A 15,868-nucleotide genomic window follows, 5' to 3' on the forward strand; every position below is an offset into this window, starting at 1 on the left:
CACGAAAGGGCGCGCATGAACCCGCTCGACCGGTACGAGTCGCTCGTCGACGACGTCGACGCGTTCCGGGCGGCCTGCGACCGACCCCTGCCGTCGGTCGTCCGCACGAACCGGATCAAGGCCTCTCCCGCGCGCGTCCGCGAGGCGTTCGAGGCGGAGGGGGTCGCCCACGACCCGGTCGGATGGCACGACGGGATCTTCCGGCTCCCCGACGGGAACCCCGGCGGGAACTGGCCGCACGCGCACGGCTGGACGCACGGCCAGGAGGAGGTCTCGGCGCTTCCCGCGCTGGCGCTCGATCCGCAACCGGGCGACCGGGTCTGGGACGCGTGTGCGGCGCCGGGCAGCAAGACGACGCAGACCGCGGACCTGATGGACGACGAGGGGACCGTCGTCGCCAACGACAACGACCTCGGCCGCCTCTCGGCGCTGCGGCACAACGCCGAGCGCCTCGGCGTGACGAACGCGATCGTGACCAACCAGGACGCCCGGAACTTCTCTCTGAAGCCGCTCGCGTTCGACGCGTTCGACCGCGCGCTGGTCGACGCGCCCTGCTCGTGTGAGGGGACCTGCCGGAAGAACCCGGACGTGCTGGCGGAGTGGACGCTCGACCACGTCCACGGCGTCGCCGGGATCCAGAAGGGAATCTTGACGCGGGCGATCCAGGCGACTCGGCCCGGCGGGACCGTCGTCTACTCGACGTGTACGTTCGCGCCGGAGGAGAACGAGGCGGTCCTCGATCACGCGCTCGCGAGCGAGGACTGCGAGGTCGTCCCGTTCGACCTGCCCCTCGAGACGGCTCCCGGCGTGACCGAGTGGGACGGCGAGACGTACGACGACAGCGTGACGCGCGCCCACCGGGTGTACCCGCACCACAACGACACGGGCGGGTTCTTCTGTGCGAAGCTGCGCGTCGGGGGGGCGGAGGAGGGTGCCGGCGGGAGCGACGCCGCCACCGCCGACCGCGACGCGGCGGGGGTGGCCCGATGAGCGACGCCGATCCCGACGCCGACCACGGACCGACCAACGACGGTCAGCGGTTCGACCGGCTGCCGGAGACGCCCGCGGACCGCGAGGTGGCGGGGCGGGCCAGCCGCGAGGAGGTCCTCGACTGGTGGGAGACGCGCTTCGGGATCGGCCGGGAGGTGCTGGGTGGATACAGCTTCTGGGAGAAGGGGGCCGGGAAGGTGTGGGTGTTCAACGGCGAGGCCGCCGATCCGAGCCGGGTCGAGACGATCGGGATGACGTTCCTGCGGACCCGCCAGGAGCACTGGAAGCCGACAACCCGCGCGGTCCAGCGGTTCGGCGAGGACGCGACCCGGAACGTCGTCGAACTCGGCCCCGAGCGCGCGAGCCGGTTCGTCGCCGGCGAGGACCAGGACCTCCCGGAGTGGGACGGCGACTGGGGGTATCTGATCGTCTCCCACCGGATCGCGGGCACGAGCGCCCCGATCGGCGTCGGCCTCTACCTCCACGGCGAGTTACGCTCCGTGGTGCCGAAGGGGAGCCGGGCGGACCTGCCGGTCGTCGAACGGTGAGGGTACGGTCCGAAACGGAACGGTTCGAGACTGGCGTCCCCGTCCGCCCGCCTCAGATCGACGTGTCCGCCGGGGGCTCGCGGGCCACGCTCGAGGCGGCGTACGCCCCCCACAGGAGCAGTCCGAGGAGCATGACCGACGACCGGATCGAGAGCGGAACCAGCGTCTCGTGAACGATCTGGCCCTCCCCCGTCACCGGGTGCGGCGTGCCCGCGACTATCTCGAGCAGCCCGATCCCGAGCGTGCCGATCAGGAGCAGGCCGCCGCCGCCGTACAACGCGATCCGTTCCGCCGTGGTGAGTTGAGTCATGGTGTCCGTTAGCCGATGAAGTGCCGCAGCCGCGGGTGTTCCTTCACGAAGTCCGTCCGCGCGAGGTAGGCGTCCAGCCCGAGCACGCGCCCGGCCCCGAGCGTGGCGATCATCGCGAAGATCAACAGCCCGAGCAGGTCGCCGGTGATCACGCCGTGTGACCAGCCGCCCGTCTCGCCGTTGACGAAGTAGAAGAACACCATCAGGAACGCGCCGAAGAAGGCGGCGAGCCGAGTGAACGCGCCGACGATCAGGCCGAGACCGATCAGCACCTGCCCGACCGGGACCATCACGTTCGTGAACGAGAGCAGTATCCCCTCCGAGAAGAGGACGAGGATCGGTCCCAGCGTCGTCTGGGCGGCCGCGCCGCCGACGAACCAGCTCGCGTCGAACGGCCACGCGAGGAACTTGTCCAGCCCCGCGTGGAGGAACCACCAGCCGACGATCAGCCGCATCACGACCAGCCAGTAGGCCAGCCGCGACTCCTCGACCGGGAACGATACGTCCTGTCCCAGCAGCCGCGTTCGTATGTTCGCTACCATATGTATTCCAGATTACACTGCGACGGCCGAACATATATAAGCATCCGGTACTTGTCACCCTTCGAAAACGTCGGACGCGCCCGCTCACGGCCGTCGCTCCCGGCCGCGATCGCCGCACCTGTCGCCGTCTCTCACCCGTCTTCGGGAGAAGCCTCCTTCTCCCGAACGGTCCCGCCGCCGAGTCCCTCCCATTCGACGCGGTATCCGAGCGCCGAGAGGGTCGCGCTCGCGTCGTCGATCCCGTACGCGTCGAGCCGCTCCTCGACCGCCGACAGCGACGCCCCGTCGTCGATCTCCTCGCGCAGCCGGTCGAGGACCTGCGGGCGGATCAGCGTCCGTCCCACGAGTTCGTGGTCGGGGAACGGGCCGTCCTCGACGGCCGACTCGCTCACGCCGTGGCGGGCCGCCAGCTCGGCGAGCGCGACGGCGTCGTCGTCGGGCGCGAACGACTCCGGGAGGGCCGCGGCCGCCTCGGCGACGAGGTCGACCTCGTACTCGCGGAGCACGTCGACGACGTCCTTCACCGGAACGGTCCCCGCGTAGGTGAGCACGCGGTGGTCGCGTGCGGCGATCGCCTCGCCGACGCCGAGGCTCTCGTCGGCCGCGACGAGGAGGTCCACGTCCTCGACGTCGGCGAGCTGGCCGAGTTTCTTCTCGACGTACTCGGGGGTCCAAAACCCCATGATTTCGAAGAACAGCGTGAAGTCGGCGTGGTCGTACGTGAACGCGAAGTCGGGGATCATCACCCGCGTCCCGGTCGCGAGCGGCTCCGGCTCGCGGACGAGCGTCCAGTCGAGGTCGAGTCCGCGGAAACGGGCGGCGAAGTCGGCCTCGACGCCGCTGTCGAAGTCGGGCTCGGCGACGGGCTCGACGCCAGGAACGCTCACGTCGCTCCCGGAGAGCGTCATCGTCCGCTCGGTCCCGCGATCATCGATCGTCGCCTCCAGGTGCCACTCGGCGGTGCCCGCGACGGTTCGGAGGAGTCGGGCGAACGCGGTACCGTAGCGTCTCGTCCGCCGGAAGAGCGCGTCCGGGCCGGTGACGACGAGTTCCCGGCCGTCGTCGGTGCGTCGGAGCTCGTACATCAGCCGGAGCCGCTTGACCGCGTTCACGAGCGCCTTGGGGTCGACGGAGCGCACCCGGATCTCGGTGGCGTCGAACAGCGCGGTCTGTGCGAGAGAGAGGTTGTACTGTTCGATGAGCGCGTCCGGATCCCAGCGGACGTCGGCGTCGACGAGGACCTCCTTGCGCTCGCGGTCCGCGTACAGGTCGTCCTCGACGACCGCGGGGCCGACGCCGAGGCGGTCGGCGGCTCGGTCGATCGCCCGCGTTCTGTCGCTCTCGTCGGCGACGCCGACCGACTCGGCCGCCTCGAAGGCGGCTCGGCGGACGCGCGGCGGCGGGACCGTCGACCGCGCCTCGAAGACGCACTCGCGCTCGACGAGGGCGGCGAGCCCGCGGACGAGCTTGAAGTCCTCCGACTCCGCCTCGAGCGCGTCCGTCGCCGCCGTCACGGCCGATCGGGGCTCGCCGACGGTGGACTCGAAGGCCCCGAGCACCTTCGCGGCGAGCGGGCGGCGCTCCCGACCGACGAACCGGGGGCGGTAGCCGCCGCCCGCACGGGAGACGCGCAGGAGGTCCTTGCGTAACACGCCGTCCGGTAGGCGGTGGGGAGGTTAATACCCGACGGAGGGCTCGGCCGGTCGGTCGCGGGTCGACCCGCCGTCCTCACTCCGTCGTCAGTCGCCGTTTCAACTCGCCGCTCACGGGCGGGAGGTCCTCGACGAACTCGCGGACGATCGTCCGTTCGACGCGCTGGAGCGTCTCGCTACACGTCGACTTCGCGATCCCGGCCGCCTCGGCGACCTCGGTCAGGGTGCTCTCGCGGGGCACGTCGTAGTAGCCGGCCTCCACCGCGGTCAGGAGGAGGTCGAGCTGGTTCTCAGTGAGGAGCTGGCTCGGGTTCACGCGCTGTTGGACGAACTCCACCTCGTAGTCCAGTCCCATCCCGGCGAGCTGGTCGCCGAACGTCGAGAGCCGGTCGTGCGCGCCGGTCGCGTCGAGCGTGGCGATCCCGTTCGTGATCTCGACGGGCATCTCGATGGGCACGCCCGCGCCCTGCGCGGCGAGCAGCAGGATCGGCGAGGACGCCTCGATCTGGACCGTCGTCTCGCCGGATGAGCGCGTCATCACCGAGACCTCGGCGAGGCCGGAGTGGGCCTCCATCGCCGCGAGCACGTCGTCGACGGCGTCGGTAGTGATCCGGACGAGCGCGAACCCCGCCTCGTCGCCGGGGGTCGCGGTCAACACGCGGAAGACGGCGTCGGGGAACGCACGCGAGACGTCGGCGATCCACGGTCCGTCAGGCAGGTCGACGAGGAGGCGTATCTGTGCCATGGTCTCCACCCGATCCCCCCGGTGGCCGGGGCGGTCGAACGCCGAGGTATCGGATCCCTCCGGACATAAACGTGTCCGAGCCTCTCAACAACAGAACATGAACGGGTACACTAACGCGACGCGGTCCCCCTCCTCGAGTTCGGTGTCGAACCCGCGCTCGTTCTCGTTGAACCGGCCGTTCACGAGGATCCGGGCGTAGGCGATGGTCTGTTCGCCGACCGGGTTCTTCGTCCACGTGCCGGGAAGCTCCTCGGGCGTCGGGGCCCAGCCGCCGTGGGTGGCGTCCGCCTCCGTCTCCGCGATCAACAGCTCTTGAAGCGCCGGGTAGTCCTCGAAGAGGTCGTCGAGGAACTCCCGGAGCGTGTCTCCCAGAAAGGTGTACTCGAACTCGTAGGTCCCGTCGAGTTCCGTGCGGACGTGGCCGGTACACCGGACCGTCACCGTCGTCTCCGGCGGTTCGCCGGCGGTCGTCGCCCCGTCTCCGGTCGCGGCGTCCGCCTCGCTCACGGCGTCGCTCTCGCTCGCCCGGTCGTCCTGGCGCTCCTCTGCGGTCGTGCTCATGGCCGACGGTAGGACGCCGTCCCCCGTAAACGGCGACCCGAACACGTTCGCCCGATGGACGTCGGTGGGTCGACCGAGCGCGATCGCGGATCGAGCGGCCGGATCGTCCCCCGACGAACGCGTTCGTCACCGACGGTTCAGCCGAACGTCCGTTCCATCGTGTCGTCCACGAGGATGGCACCGTCCCCGACGATCCGTACGGAGTGGTTCGGAAGGTCGAACTGGAGCGTCCACGAGTCCCTCTCGTGGGCGTCCAGCTGGCGTATCGCGGCCGTAGAGACGTAGTTTTCGAGGGCAACCTCCAGTTCGTCCGGCTCCGTGTCCTTCGCGTCCGCGATCGCCCCGATGAGTGAATCCAGAAGCATCGCTCGTCGTGCGCGTTCGGTTCTCGAGAGCAAGTGGATTTCGATACACTGCGGTGATCGCCGCGGTATCGACGGGCGAGCGCGTTCGCGCCGCCGGTTCCTCCCGTCGAACGGAACGAACCGGGAACGCCGGGGAACGAACGACCCGACCGGTCCCGCGAGCCGTCTCACCGCCGACGCGCCGCGACCCGCTCCTCGGCCGTCTCCGCGGAGACGATCTCGTAGAGCACCGCCCGGCCGCCGTCCGCCTTCGGCCGGAGGATCCGGCCGAGCCGCTGGGTGAACTCCCGCTCGCTGCCCGACCCCGAGAGGACGACGGCGACGTTGGCGTCGGGGACGTCGACGCCCTCGTCGAGCACGTTCGCGGCGACCACGCGGCTGTACGTCCCGTCGCGGAAGCGCTCGAGGACCTCCCGGCGCTCCTTCGCGCCCGTCTCGGCCGTGATCGCGGGGATCAGGAACCGCTCGGAGATCCGGTAGACCAGCTCGGTGTGGGCGGTGAAGACGATGACCCGGTCGTCGCGGTGGCGCTCGAGGAGGTCCCCGAGGCGTTCGAGCTTCCGGTCGGCGTTCATCATGACCTCGCGGGCCGCCGACTTCGCGAGCAGCGCCTCCCGCGCCCGCGGGTCGGTGCCCGAGCGCATCACCAGCTTCCGGTAGTCCTCGCCGGTCTCGAAGGTGATCCCCGCCTCGCGGACGTACTCGAGGAAGGTCCCCTGCTTCTCGTCGTACCGCTCGCGCTCCTCGGGGGTCAGCTCCACCTCGATCCGCCGGATGTCGTAGGACGCGAGGTGGTCGCCGGCGAGGTCGTCGACGTCGAGCGCGTAGACCCGCTCGCCCACCAGCTCCGCGACCGTCTCGTGGGCCCCGTCGGGGCGCTCGAACGTCGCCGTGAGCCCGAGCCGCGCGGGCGCGGCGAGCAGGCGGGCGACGTCCCGGTAGCCCTCGCCGCCGAGGTGGTGGACCTCGTCGAAGACGACGAGCCCGAACGCGTCGCCCACGTCCTCCGCTTTGAGGTACGCGGAGTCGTACGTCGACACCGTGATCGCCTCCCGGCGCTGCTCGCCGCCGCCGAACCGGCCGATCGGTACGTCGAACTCCGTCTCCAGCTCGCGTTGCCACTGCTCGAGGAGGTCGATCGTCGGGACGACGACGAGCGTGGGGACGCCCAGATCGACCATCGCGCGGATCGCGATCACGGTCTTGCCGGCCCCCGTCGGGAGCTCCAGGACCCCCCGGTCGTCCGCGTCGTGCCACGCCGCGAGCGCCTCGGCCTGGTACTCGCGGAGGTCGTAATCGGTAGAGAGCGCGAGTTCGGCGTCGTCGTGGCCGTCGTCGCCCGCTCTCGAGCCGGCCGGCTCCCACGCGGGAACCCGGTCGTCGACGGGGACGCCGGCGACCTCGAGGGCCCGGCGTATCGCCGCGTAGCGGTGGGCGGGGGCACGCCCCGTCCCCGATCGCGGATCGGTCTCGACGCCGGGAAGCGGGGGCAGGCCACCGCCGCGGGCGGGGGCGTCGCTGTCCGCACCGGCGGCACCGTTGTCCCCCTCCGGGTCGGCCTCGACCCGGATCGTCCCGTTCTCGTACGACAGCCGGACCGTCATCGGTCGGAGTTACCGACCGACTGATAAAGGGCCACCGCCTCGGTCCCCGCATGCGCGCGGCCGAACTCGACCCCGAACTCGCGGCGGTCGTCGACGAACTCGAGACGCTCGGGCTCCCGGAGTGGCACGACCTCTCCGTGGAGGCCGCCAGACGCCTGGAGGACGAGGTGTTCTCCGGCGAGCCGGAGCCGCCCGTCGCGAGCGTGCGGGACCTCGCGTTCGACGGGCCACACGGCGAGGTCCCCGTTCGGGTGTACCGGCCGGCGGCCGCGACCGACGCCGACGAACCGGCCGACCCCGACGCGGCGACCGACGTCGACGAACCGCCCGGTTCCGACGGATCGGCCGCCCGAACCCTCGTCTACTTCCACGGCGGCGGCTGGACGCTGGGGACGCTCGACTCCATCGACGGCCCGTGTCGCGAGCTGGCGGCGCGGACCGATTCCGTCGTCGTCTCCGTCGACTACCGGCTCGCGCCCGAGCACCCCTTCCCGACCGCCGTCGACGAGGCGGCCGCGGCGGTGGAGTGGGCCGCCGAGGTCGCGGACGCGTTCGGCGGCGACCCCGACCGGCTCGGCGTCGCCGGCACCAGCGCGGGGGCAACGCTCGCGACCGTCGCAGCGCTTCACGTCCGCGAGTTCGACGGCCCCGAGATCGCGGGCCAGTTCCTGTTGTACCCGATCGCCGGCCACGACTTCGAGACGGACTCCTACCGCGAGAACGCCGACGGACCGCTCCTCACCCGCGACGACATGAAGTGGTTCTACGAGCGGTACCTCCGGAGCCCGGTCGACGCCGCCAACCCCTTCGCGGTCCCGCTGCGGGCCGACGATCTGGGTGGGCTCCCGCCGGCGACGGTCGTCACCGCCGGCTTCGACCCGCTCCGGGACGACGGGCTCGCGCTCGCCGAGCGGTTCGCCGAGGAGGGCACGCCGGTCGAGAGCCGGCACTACCCGGCGATGGCGCACGGATTCTGTAGCCTCACGGACCGGGTCGCGGTCGCCGAGGAGGCGCTCTCGGCGGTCGCGGGCGACGTCAGGGAGCGGCTGTAGTCGGGGAAGCCTACGAGCGTTCCGATCGCCGCCCGGACCGTTCCTAGAACAGCGCCTCGCTCGCGTCGAGGACGTGCGCCGGGCCGCCGACTTCCCAGACGTCGGTGTCGATCCCGATCTCGGCGATCCGCGACTCCACCTCGTCGACGTGTTCCGCGCGGGTGTTGACGTACACCGACGCGCCGGTGTCGGTGGAGAAGTAGACGTCGACGCCCGACTCGCGGAGCTCGCGCACCGCGTTGAACACCGCGATCGTCTCCGGTTGCCAGTACACCCAGCCGGCGGGGCCGGTCATCGTCGTCGCCGTCAGCGACAGCGAGTCGTGCTCGGCGGTCCCGTAGATCCGGTCGAAATCGCCCTCTCGGAGGGCGTCGGTCATCTCCACGAGCTGGTCCTGGACGTGGGCGACGCGCGCGTCCATCATGTGGCTCGCGGCCGCCTCGCGGTGGGCCTCCTCGGTCTCCTTGTAGGCGGGGACGTGGGCGGCCACGATCCGGAGGTCCTCCTCGGGGTCGAAGCCGTCGTCGCCGACGCCGACGTCGAGCCGGCGCGAGCGACAGTCCGCGTCGTTGAGTCCGGTCGCGAGAAGCGAGTACGCGCCCGTCACGGCGCGGGCCGCGGAGGAGGAGCCGAGCCGGGCGACCGTCGAGACCTCGGGCAGGTCGAGGTCGAGTCCCGCAGCCTCGACGAGCGCGAGCGCGGCGGCCGCGAACCCGGACGACGAGGAGCCGAAGCCGATGTTCGACGGGAAGGAGTTCTCGCTCTCCAGCCGCACGGCGGCGTCGGTGTCCGCGCGCTCGCGGACCTCGTCGACGACCGCGGCGATCCGCTCGGCCGCGCGCCCCTCGACCGCCTCGCCGCCGATGACGTAGGTGTCCTCCGGGGCGTCCGGCTCCCACTCCACGGTGGTCGTGGTGGCGGTGGGGGCGGTACAGAGGCTGATGCTGTCGTGGTACGGGTAACGACGCCGCTCGTCGCGCATCCCGTGATACTTGACGAGCCCCTGGATCGGGTGGGCGCGCGCGGTGGCCTTGCCGGTCATACCTCGGAAAGCGGCCGGCGAGGGATTAGTCGTTGCGATGACCGGGAGGAAGCTCCTGAGGAAGAATACGTACGACGGTCAGTCCGAATTCCGAACCAAGAGGTAGATCACGACCACCAACAGCATCACGTCCAGCCCCGCGACCAGCGTCAGCGGAGTGCCGAACCCCCACTGCCACGCCCACTCGCTTCCCCGAGTCTTCGCGTCCCCGTAGATCCACCGCCCGAGCGTCGCCCAGAGGACGAGAAGCGCCGCGAGAAGGAACAGTTCGTCGCGGACGACGGTGACGCCCCAGAACCGATACGTCGGCAACCCTGCAACGGAGGGAGCGAGGACCATTGACGGGTTCGCCTTCGCGTCCCGTTTATAAAAAAAACCGACATCGGAAACCGACCGGAATCGGACGCACCGCGGCGCGTCGTGGTCACTTCCGACCCCGCGACGGCGACGGGATCGAGGGGAACCCTTTTTGACGGGTCGGCGGGTACTCCGCCTCATGACCGAGTACACCGTCGAGTTCGTCGGCACCGGCGAGACGATCGAGGTGTCCGACACGGAGACGATCCTCCAGCCCTGTATCGAGGAGGGGATCGCCCAGGAGTACTCCTGCCGGGTCGGCATGTGTCTCGCCTGTTCCGCGGAGATACTCGAGGGCGAGGTGACCCAACCGGCCGCCCGCGGACTCACCGACGAGGAGGCCGAGGAGTTCGCGCTCACCTGTATGGCGCGCCCGCAGTCCGACCTCAAACTCGACCGCGGGAGGTACCCGCCGAGCATCGAGGAGGACGCGGACGCGGGATCGGGCGGGCCGACCGCGACGGCCGACGACGACTGATCCGCAGACGACGACTGATCCGCAGACGACGACCGACCCCGGCTCCCGCTACGGCTCGGCTCGCCCTCGGCCGCTCACAGGTCCCGCGAGCGGCCCAGGTGGAGCAGCTCCCCGCCGCAGTCACAGCGCCCCGCGGTCTCCGAGCGCGAACCGCATTCGAAACATTCGTACACTTCCTCTCCCGCGTCCGTGGTTTTCGGTCTCATAGTACGCCAGAGCATGCCGAAGCGGATAGGCGTACACCTTATATCCATAGTATTGTTTGATCGGATACGAGGTGTTCCGATCGACGAACGGTCGGATCCGCGCCGGTCCGCCCCCTCGTCGACCGCGATACGCACTTCCTCGTCGGCCAACTCGGCCCTCGCGTGGCGCGTCGCCTTCTCGCCCCACTCGTAGAGGTGATACCGGCCGGCGGTCGTCTCCGGGATCCTCTCGAATTCTCTCGGCGTGACCGCGTCCATCGAGGTCGCCGGGGTGTCGACGCCCAATAGCCGAACCGTGTCCGTCTCCCCGTTCGGGAACTCGACTTCGATCGTGTCGCCGTCGACCACTCGGGTGACGGTCCACTCGGTCCCCGTCTCCGGACCGTGGGGCTCGGTCGCGGGTTCGTTCGAGTCGGGAACCGGCGAGGACCGGTCGTCGACGACGGTTCCGGCACAACCCAGAAGTATCCGATCAACGAGGTCGTCGGGATCGACACCACTGACCGGGAGAAAGTAGTAGGCTGCCCGATAAACGGGGGGATGGTGAGCGAAATCCGCTCTGGCGATAGCACGCTACATACATCGACCATCACCAATGGAAAGACTCAGAATCGACCCGAACACATACACGTCGGAGTCTAAGAGCACACGCAACATAATGGACCCTCAGCGTTACATCACTACCCTTCCGACGTTCATTGCCCTGGACAGCTACACAGTTCTCGCTGGCCAGAGACAGGGAGCGAGCGTCCAGCTCGACGAGACGTATTTCTCCGGGCAGTTACAAGCCTTTGAGGCATTTGACGGCGATACCCCTGAATCCTCGAACTCAAGTCGCGGACAACGGTCGCGAGATCTCCGAGAATCGAGACGCGCGTACAGAAGCATCAAGGTCGACGTGGATACACTCACGGAGGACGGTCTGTGGACTGCATCGACACAGTTTCGCCGAGAGTTACAGCGCATTCCCGAAATGAGTTATCTCGAGCGCCAGTTCCCGGGACAGTGTTTCGTCGTCCCGGAATGGCTTCGAACTGAAGGTCACCTCCACTATGGGGCACGCGTCTATTTCTTCCAGGACGACGACTCCACGACTCCGAAGGACGTGATACAGGAAAATATCGACGGGATTCTGAGTGACTCGTTCTCAAAATTCGAACGATATCAGGGACGGTTACACGGCTATCCGGACTGCTGTATCGACTTTTACCACGAACGCTCGTCGAACGCTCCCTCGCCCGAATGGCGTTCGATCGAACCATTCGCTGACCGAATCAACGAAGCTGCTCTCGGAAATGACCTCTCTGTATCAATCGACGATATGTTGCCACAGTTCTCAAGTTGGGATGATCGGTATGCGTTCTTCGCCCGGGAATTCTTTCCCGAGCTAGGTTGTGAGACTGCGCTGACGCAAGGGGAAGTGATCTTTGACAGCCTATCTTCTGAGTACCCCACTGCCCTTATCGAAGACTACTTCCGACTCAACTTCGGCTATAATTACCTGATAGCTCGGGCAGTCCATACTGGCGGTACTCACCGACCAGTTCCCGGAGAACTCGGAAAGGAGCACCTCATGTTCTATCTACCGCTACGAGAATTGTTGACAACTCCTCGATATTCTTGACATCCTCCCCGCCCTGAAGGACGGGGTTTTAGCCTCGCAACTTCGATAATCCCGATGCCAGAATATGCGTGGAGTGAGCGAAGACGGACAAATCCACAGCGGATGAGATGCTCCGTTGTTCCTCCGCTGATTCCCGACAGACGAGAAATTTGGAGGGGGGGTATATCCATCTGGCCATGCTATTACAATCCGAAGATGACCCGTTCACCTCTCACCAGGGCGGATAGACGAACTGTTCTCAAAGCACTTGGCGCCCTTTCGACCGTCGGAATAACTGGATTGGCCGGTTGTGCAGGCGATGGTAACGGGGACGGAAACGGTGCTGATACACTTCCGGGTAGTGACTATCCGGCCGTCGACGAGTGGATGACCGAGACGGACGTCGGTGATGCGGCGAAGAATTACGATGGGGAGATCGTGGATCTCCGCGAGGAGAGCGATGTGTCGATAGACGTCGGAGCCGGGGACGACGGGTTAGCGTACGGGCCATCCGCGGTAGCCGTTTCGGCCGGAACCGAGATCCGGTGGGAGTGGACCGGCGAGGGCGGGGCACACAACGTCGAGGCCGAAGCGGACGAACAGATCGGCGAAACCGACTACGAGTTCAGCTCCGGAGAGGCAGAGACGGGCGACGACATCGAGTACACCCACACCTTCGACGAGGAGGGAATCGCCCTGTACCACTGCGAGCCCCACCTCTCGTTGGGAATGAAGGGCTCGGTCGTGATTGAGGAGGAGGAGTGATCCGTCGGGCCTCCTCACTCGGCGTAGAGGATCCACGTAGCGAAATTGACATCCTCCCCGCCCTGAAGGGCGGGGTTTTAGCCGTGAATCTCCCATAACGTTCCTAAGGGAGGCGTAGCCGACCGTAAGCCGGAGGAGGGATTTGAACCCTCGGCCTATTCCTTACGAAGGAATCGCTCTGCCAGCTGAGCTACTCCGGCGCGCATCCGTCCATACCTCGATGACGAAAATAAGGGTTCCGAAACGGAGCCGTCGGGGGGAGCGTCGTTGCGCAGATCGACCTCGACCGGCCCGATCGGGCCCGAATCGAGTCGTTCCGATCCGTACAGCTATTTGAGTCATCTCTACCGGATCGTTTCATAGAACTCCATATCTTGGTATCTGTATAAGGAAAAAGCATAAATACTCGGTTGGACTTCCATCGGATGCCGAAAGACATCGGCCGCCTCGACGGCGGCGGGGTTCGGTCCCTCGACGGTGTCTGCCCGATCGGAGCCCGTATCGGGCGGCGACGACCGTGTCGGCAAGCGTGGCGCCGCGCGCCACCGGCTAGTCCCCACGAGTCGCCGGCGACCGGTCATCGGCTGTCAGCAACGACCGCGGTCGACGTGTGATCCACGTCTTCGACGTGCCAAGCGCGAGGTCGCCTCTGGCCCCGACGGTCCACGGCCGCGGACTCTCGTCATGTGACGGGCCGTAGCCGTCCGCCCCGACCGCCGCTCGGGGTCGACGGCGTTCTCCACGCGGATCGGAACCCGACGCCGAACCGATCGTTTCCTCATCCGAGCAGCCGCCGGACCGCGTCGACCGCGGCCGACAGGCCGCTCCAGCCGGCACCGACGAGACCCGCGAGGCGGACCTCCGCGGGGGCGACGCCGAGCCGACGCGCGAGCGGACCGGGGCGCGCGGTCGACCCGAGCACGAGGACGGTCCGCCCCCGGACGCGGATCTCGGTCGTGAGACCGGTCGCGAGCAGAAACCGCGTCGGGCCGGTCGTCTCCAGCCCGTTCGGAAGGCGACGGGCTAGCCGGAGCGCCGCCAACGCCGTCGGTACCTCCACGAAGACGCGGTCGCCGGTCGCCCGGACCTCCATCCGGACGCCGTCGATCGCGAGGCTGAGGTCGTCGGTGGTGATCGAGAGCGGGGCCGACGCGTCACTCCCGTTCACGGGTCGTGACCCGAACGGTGCCGTCGAGCCGCCAGCTGGCGTGCTCGACGTCGTCTCCGGTACCGCTCGGGACGTCGACGGTCATGTCGTCGAACTCGTAGATTATCTCCGCGTTTCGGCCGGTGAGGCGGTCGTACAGCCCGATCGCCAGATCCGGCCAGCTCGTCGTCTCGTCGATCCGTTCTTCGGGGTCTTCTGCGTCGCTCATGAGATCGAAGGTACGTGCTCGATCGACATATAATTATAGATTTTTGAAATTTCACGTGACGGACGGGCCCGATCACGGTTCGTTTTTTATCGCTCCCGCACCAGACGACGTATGCGTCTCACGCCCGCCACGATCGAGCACCGCACACGACGACAGGAACGTCCCGCGGACGACGGCCGGGGGGCCGTGAATCGATGAACCAGGTCGTCGTCCTCGCGCTGGTGGGCGCGATCGCGTGGGGATTCTGGGCGCTGTTCGCCGACGTGGCGACCCGGTCGATGCCACCCGAAGTCGCGATGATAGTCTCCTACTCGGTCGCCATCGCCGTCGCCGGAGTCTACGTCTGGTATCGCGGGACGGCGTTCCTGGGCAACGACCCGACCGCGCTCTGGTTCGCGGGGCTCGCCGGCGTCGCCTCCGGCGTCGGGGCGGTCGCCTACTACGCGGCACTCCAGGTCGGCTCCGCGGGGATCGCGACGACGATCACGGCGATGTACTTCGTCGTCGCCGCGGCGCTCGGCTTCCTCGTCTTCGGCAACGCGCCGGAGATCAGCGACCTGGCGGGGATCGCCGCGGCCGTCGTCGCGGTCGCGCTGATCGCGTACTGATCGGCCTTTGTCTCGCCGGACGTCGCCGGCCCGAACCCCGGACCGCCCTCACGTCCGGGTCAGCCGGACGTCGAGACAGACGTTGTACTCGTGGGGCGCGTACGACCGGACGACACGCTCGGTCTCGACGGCGACGTCGTAGGCGTCGCCCGCGGCCGCGCGGATCGCCCGCTCGCCGGGGCCGAACGGGTCGTCCTCGTGTTGGATGTCGTAGTAGTGGACCACGCAGTCGTCGCCCGCGAGCGACACGGCGGTGTCGAGAAACGCGTCGGCGGAGTGCGGGAGGTTCATCACGAGGCGGTCGGCCGACTCGGCGTACGCCGCGGTCGTCTCCCGGACGTCGCCGGCGACCGCGGTCACCCGGTCGGTCACCCCGTTGCGCTCGGCGTTCTCCTCGAGGTACGCGATCGCCGTCTCGTTGAGGTCGCAGGCGACGACGTCCGCGCCGCGAGTCGCCATCGGGACCGCGTACGGGCCGACGCCCGCGAACATGTCGACGACCGACTCGCCGGGGTCGACCCGCTCGATCACCCGGTGGCGCTCGGTGGCGAGCCGCGGGGAGAAGTACACCTCGGCGACGTCGAGCGCGAACTCGTGGCCGTACTCGCGGTGGACCGTCTCGGTGCCGTTTCCCGCGAGCACGTCCCACGCGCGGACGCGAAGCTCCCCCTCGATCGGCGACGCGCGGTTGAGGACGGTCGCGCAGGGGAGGTCGGAGGCCATCACGGCGTCGGCGATCTCGCGGGTGCGCTCGTCGTCGTCCTCGTCGAGGATGACGATGTCGCCGAGCCGCTCCAGCGACGGCTCGTAGCCGAGCAGGTCCGCGGGCGTCCGCGGCCGGTCACGCTCGGCCGCATCGCGCTCGACGATCCGGTCGGCGAGGTCGGCGGGGACGGCCGACGGGTCGACCACGGGGACGTAGATGGTCCCGTCGTCGACGGCGATCTCGTGGTCGCCGTCGAGGAGGTCGGCGTCGGCGAGCCGCGCGCGGACGGCCTCGCCGCGCTCGCGCTCGACGGCGACGCAGGGGACGCTCATTGCCGGACGGAGGAGGCCAGTCGGAT

20 protein-coding genes and 1 tRNA gene are annotated in these 15,868 nt (G+C 68.5%); 7 read left to right on the top strand and 14 right to left on the bottom strand.

All coding sequences use genetic code 11. The annotated features are described in order from the left end of the window. Nucleotides 1-15 precede the first annotated feature (15 nt). Both NO889_RS05065 and NO889_RS05070 read left to right on the top strand, forming a co-directional pair. Complete coding sequence (locus NO889_RS05065; protein ID WP_256411181.1) at nt 16-990, top strand: RsmB/NOP family class I SAM-dependent RNA methyltransferase; 975 nt, start codon at nt 16-18, stop codon at nt 988-990. Beyond that, nucleotides 987-1,538 carry a DUF7122 family protein gene (locus tag NO889_RS05070; protein ID WP_256411182.1) on the top strand — a complete coding sequence of 184 codons (552 nt, stop codon included), beginning with the start codon at nt 987-989 and terminating at the stop codon, nt 1,536-1,538. The genes NO889_RS05065 and NO889_RS05070 overlap by 4 nt, the downstream gene beginning before the upstream one ends. Before the next feature lie 52 nt (nt 1,539-1,590). Here NO889_RS05070 and NO889_RS05075 read toward each other — a convergent pair whose 3' ends face one another. The 7 genes from NO889_RS05075 to NO889_RS05105 form a co-directional block, all read right to left on the bottom strand. Next, nucleotides 1,591-1,848 carry a hypothetical protein gene (locus NO889_RS05075; protein WP_256411183.1) on the bottom strand — a complete coding sequence of 86 codons (258 nt, stop codon included), beginning with the start codon at nt 1,846-1,848 and terminating at the stop codon, nt 1,591-1,593. Between the two features lie 8 nt (nt 1,849-1,856). Next, nucleotides 1,857-2,390: a DoxX family protein gene (locus tag NO889_RS05080; protein WP_256411184.1), complete on the bottom strand. Its 534-nt coding sequence runs from the start codon at nt 2,388-2,390 to the stop codon at nt 1,857-1,859. Between the two features lie 131 nt (nt 2,391-2,521). Then, the gene (locus NO889_RS05085) at nt 2,522-4,042 is read right to left on the bottom strand and encodes a DUF790 family protein (protein WP_256411185.1); all 1,521 of its coding nucleotides are present in this window, start codon (nt 4,040-4,042) and stop codon (nt 2,522-2,524) included. 76 nt (nt 4,043-4,118) lie between these two features. Then, complete coding sequence (locus tag NO889_RS05090; protein ID WP_256411187.1) at nt 4,119-4,787, bottom strand: helix-turn-helix domain-containing protein; 669 nt, start codon at nt 4,785-4,787, stop codon at nt 4,119-4,121. Between the two features lie 84 nt (nt 4,788-4,871). Beyond that, nucleotides 4,872-5,348: a MoaD/ThiS family protein gene (locus NO889_RS05095; protein WP_256411188.1), complete on the bottom strand. Its 477-nt coding sequence runs from the start codon at nt 5,346-5,348 to the stop codon at nt 4,872-4,874. Between the two features lie 137 nt (nt 5,349-5,485). Next, nucleotides 5,486-5,713: a HalOD1 output domain-containing protein gene (locus NO889_RS05100; protein WP_256411189.1), complete on the bottom strand. Its 228-nt coding sequence runs from the start codon at nt 5,711-5,713 to the stop codon at nt 5,486-5,488. A 167-nt stretch (nt 5,714-5,880) separates the two neighbouring features. After that, a complete protein-coding gene (locus NO889_RS05105; protein WP_256411190.1) occupies nt 5,881-7,317 on the bottom strand; it encodes a DEAD/DEAH box helicase family protein in 1,437 nt (478 codons plus the stop codon). A gap of 50 nt (nt 7,318-7,367) precedes the next feature. Between NO889_RS05105 and NO889_RS05110 the strand changes: the two genes are divergently transcribed. After that, the gene (locus NO889_RS05110; RefSeq protein ID WP_256411191.1) at nt 7,368-8,369 is read left to right on the top strand and encodes an alpha/beta hydrolase; all 1,002 of its coding nucleotides are present in this window, start codon (nt 7,368-7,370) and stop codon (nt 8,367-8,369) included. A 43-nt stretch (nt 8,370-8,412) separates the two neighbouring features. Here NO889_RS05110 and mvaD read toward each other — a convergent pair whose 3' ends face one another. Together mvaD and NO889_RS05120 are read right to left on the bottom strand one after the other, a co-directional pair. After that, the gene (gene mvaD, locus NO889_RS05115) at nt 8,413-9,411 is read right to left on the bottom strand and encodes a phosphomevalonate decarboxylase MvaD (RefSeq protein ID WP_256411192.1); all 999 of its coding nucleotides are present in this window, start codon (nt 9,409-9,411) and stop codon (nt 8,413-8,415) included. 78 nt (nt 9,412-9,489) lie between these two features. Further along, nucleotides 9,490-9,750 (bottom strand): hypothetical protein, encoded by a 261-nt coding sequence (locus NO889_RS05120; RefSeq protein ID WP_256411193.1) that lies wholly within the window; start codon nt 9,748-9,750, stop codon nt 9,490-9,492. A gap of 157 nt (nt 9,751-9,907) precedes the next feature. Here NO889_RS05120 and NO889_RS05125 point away from each other — a divergent pair, with 157 nt between their 5' ends. Continuing rightward, nucleotides 9,908-10,246 (top strand): 2Fe-2S iron-sulfur cluster-binding protein, encoded by a 339-nt coding sequence (locus NO889_RS05125; protein ID WP_256411194.1) that lies wholly within the window; start codon nt 9,908-9,910, stop codon nt 10,244-10,246. Nucleotides 10,247-10,320: 74 nt separating this feature from the next. Here the strand turns inward: NO889_RS05125 and NO889_RS16370 are convergent, their stop codons facing one another. After that, entirely contained in the window at nt 10,321-10,800 is a 480-nt protein-coding gene (locus tag NO889_RS16370; protein ID WP_303653050.1) for a hypothetical protein, read from the bottom strand. A 247-nt stretch (nt 10,801-11,047) separates the two neighbouring features. On the opposite strand from NO889_RS16370, the gene NO889_RS05135 reads away from it, so the two are divergent. Together NO889_RS05135 and NO889_RS05140 are read left to right on the top strand one after the other, a co-directional pair. Continuing rightward, nucleotides 11,048-12,076, top strand: coding sequence for a hypothetical protein (locus NO889_RS05135; RefSeq protein ID WP_256411195.1), 1,029 nt, complete (start codon nt 11,048-11,050; stop codon nt 12,074-12,076). Nucleotides 12,077-12,442: 366 nt separating this feature from the next. Continuing rightward, the gene (locus NO889_RS05140; RefSeq protein WP_256411196.1) at nt 12,443-12,820 is read left to right on the top strand and encodes a halocyanin domain-containing protein; all 378 of its coding nucleotides are present in this window, start codon (nt 12,443-12,445) and stop codon (nt 12,818-12,820) included. A gap of 127 nt (nt 12,821-12,947) precedes the next feature. On the opposite strand, the gene NO889_RS05145 is transcribed toward NO889_RS05140, so the two are convergent. The 3 genes from NO889_RS05145 to NO889_RS05155 form a co-directional block, all read right to left on the bottom strand. Continuing rightward, nucleotides 12,948-13,020, bottom strand: a tRNA-Thr gene (locus tag NO889_RS05145). A 578-nt stretch (nt 13,021-13,598) separates the two neighbouring features. Further along, a complete protein-coding gene (locus NO889_RS05150; RefSeq protein ID WP_256411197.1) occupies nt 13,599-13,988 on the bottom strand; it encodes a peptide ABC transporter ATP-binding protein in 390 nt (129 codons plus the stop codon). Beyond that, nucleotides 13,975-14,196, bottom strand: coding sequence for a hypothetical protein (locus tag NO889_RS05155; RefSeq protein ID WP_256411198.1), 222 nt, complete (start codon nt 14,194-14,196; stop codon nt 13,975-13,977). The genes NO889_RS05150 and NO889_RS05155 overlap by 14 nt, the downstream gene beginning before the upstream one ends. 194 nt (nt 14,197-14,390) lie before the next feature. On the opposite strand from NO889_RS05155, the gene NO889_RS05160 reads away from it, so the two are divergent. Beyond that, entirely contained in the window at nt 14,391-14,804 is a 414-nt protein-coding gene (locus NO889_RS05160) for an EamA family transporter (RefSeq protein ID WP_256411199.1), read from the top strand. Between the two features lie 48 nt (nt 14,805-14,852). Here NO889_RS05160 and NO889_RS05165 read toward each other — a convergent pair whose 3' ends face one another. Next, a complete protein-coding gene (locus NO889_RS05165; protein ID WP_256411200.1) occupies nt 14,853-15,842 on the bottom strand; it encodes a class I SAM-dependent methyltransferase in 990 nt (329 codons plus the stop codon). Nucleotides 15,843-15,868: the final 26 nt, after the last annotated feature.

Source organism: Halorubrum rubrum (assembly GCF_024494685.1).
Taxonomy (GTDB): Archaea; Halobacteriota; Halobacteria; order Halobacteriales; family Haloferacaceae; genus Halorubrum; species Halorubrum rubrum.

What these genes read in the sequence shown, in the direction of transcription:
- NO889_RS05065 (WP_256411181.1), top strand. Translation starts at nt 16, where the DNA reads ATGAACCCGCTCGACCGGTACGAGTCGCTCGTCGACGACGTCGACGCG.
- NO889_RS05070 (WP_256411182.1), top strand. Translation starts at nt 987, where the DNA reads ATGAGCGACGCCGATCCCGACGCCGACCACGGACCGACCAACGACGGT.
- NO889_RS05075 (WP_256411183.1), bottom strand. Translation starts at nt 1,848, where the DNA reads ATGACTCAACTCACCACGGCGGAACGGATCGCGTTGTACGGCGGCGGC.
- NO889_RS05080 (WP_256411184.1), bottom strand. Translation starts at nt 2,390, where the DNA reads ATGGTAGCGAACATACGAACGCGGCTGCTGGGACAGGACGTATCGTTC.
- NO889_RS05090 (WP_256411187.1), bottom strand. Translation starts at nt 4,787, where the DNA reads ATGGCACAGATACGCCTCCTCGTCGACCTGCCTGACGGACCGTGGATC.
- NO889_RS05095 (WP_256411188.1), bottom strand. Translation starts at nt 5,348, where the DNA reads ATGAGCACGACCGCAGAGGAGCGCCAGGACGACCGGGCGAGCGAGAGC.
- NO889_RS05100 (WP_256411189.1), bottom strand. Translation starts at nt 5,713, where the DNA reads ATGCTTCTGGATTCACTCATCGGGGCGATCGCGGACGCGAAGGACACG.
- NO889_RS05105 (WP_256411190.1), bottom strand. Translation starts at nt 7,317, where the DNA reads ATGACGGTCCGGCTGTCGTACGAGAACGGGACGATCCGGGTCGAGGCC.
- NO889_RS05110 (WP_256411191.1), top strand. Translation starts at nt 7,368, where the DNA reads ATGCGCGCGGCCGAACTCGACCCCGAACTCGCGGCGGTCGTCGACGAA.
- mvaD (WP_256411192.1), bottom strand. Translation starts at nt 9,411, where the DNA reads ATGACCGGCAAGGCCACCGCGCGCGCCCACCCGATCCAGGGGCTCGTC.
- NO889_RS05120 (WP_256411193.1), bottom strand. Translation starts at nt 9,750, where the DNA reads ATGGTCCTCGCTCCCTCCGTTGCAGGGTTGCCGACGTATCGGTTCTGG.
- NO889_RS05125 (WP_256411194.1), top strand. Translation starts at nt 9,908, where the DNA reads ATGACCGAGTACACCGTCGAGTTCGTCGGCACCGGCGAGACGATCGAG.
- NO889_RS05135 (WP_256411195.1), top strand. Translation starts at nt 11,048, where the DNA reads ATGGAAAGACTCAGAATCGACCCGAACACATACACGTCGGAGTCTAAG.
- NO889_RS05140 (WP_256411196.1), top strand. Translation starts at nt 12,443, where the DNA reads ATGACCGAGACGGACGTCGGTGATGCGGCGAAGAATTACGATGGGGAG.
- NO889_RS05155 (WP_256411198.1), bottom strand. Translation starts at nt 14,196, where the DNA reads ATGAGCGACGCAGAAGACCCCGAAGAACGGATCGACGAGACGACGAGC.
- NO889_RS05160 (WP_256411199.1), top strand. Translation starts at nt 14,391, where the DNA reads ATGAACCAGGTCGTCGTCCTCGCGCTGGTGGGCGCGATCGCGTGGGGA.
- NO889_RS05165 (WP_256411200.1), bottom strand. Translation starts at nt 15,842, where the DNA reads ATGAGCGTCCCCTGCGTCGCCGTCGAGCGCGAGCGCGGCGAGGCCGTC.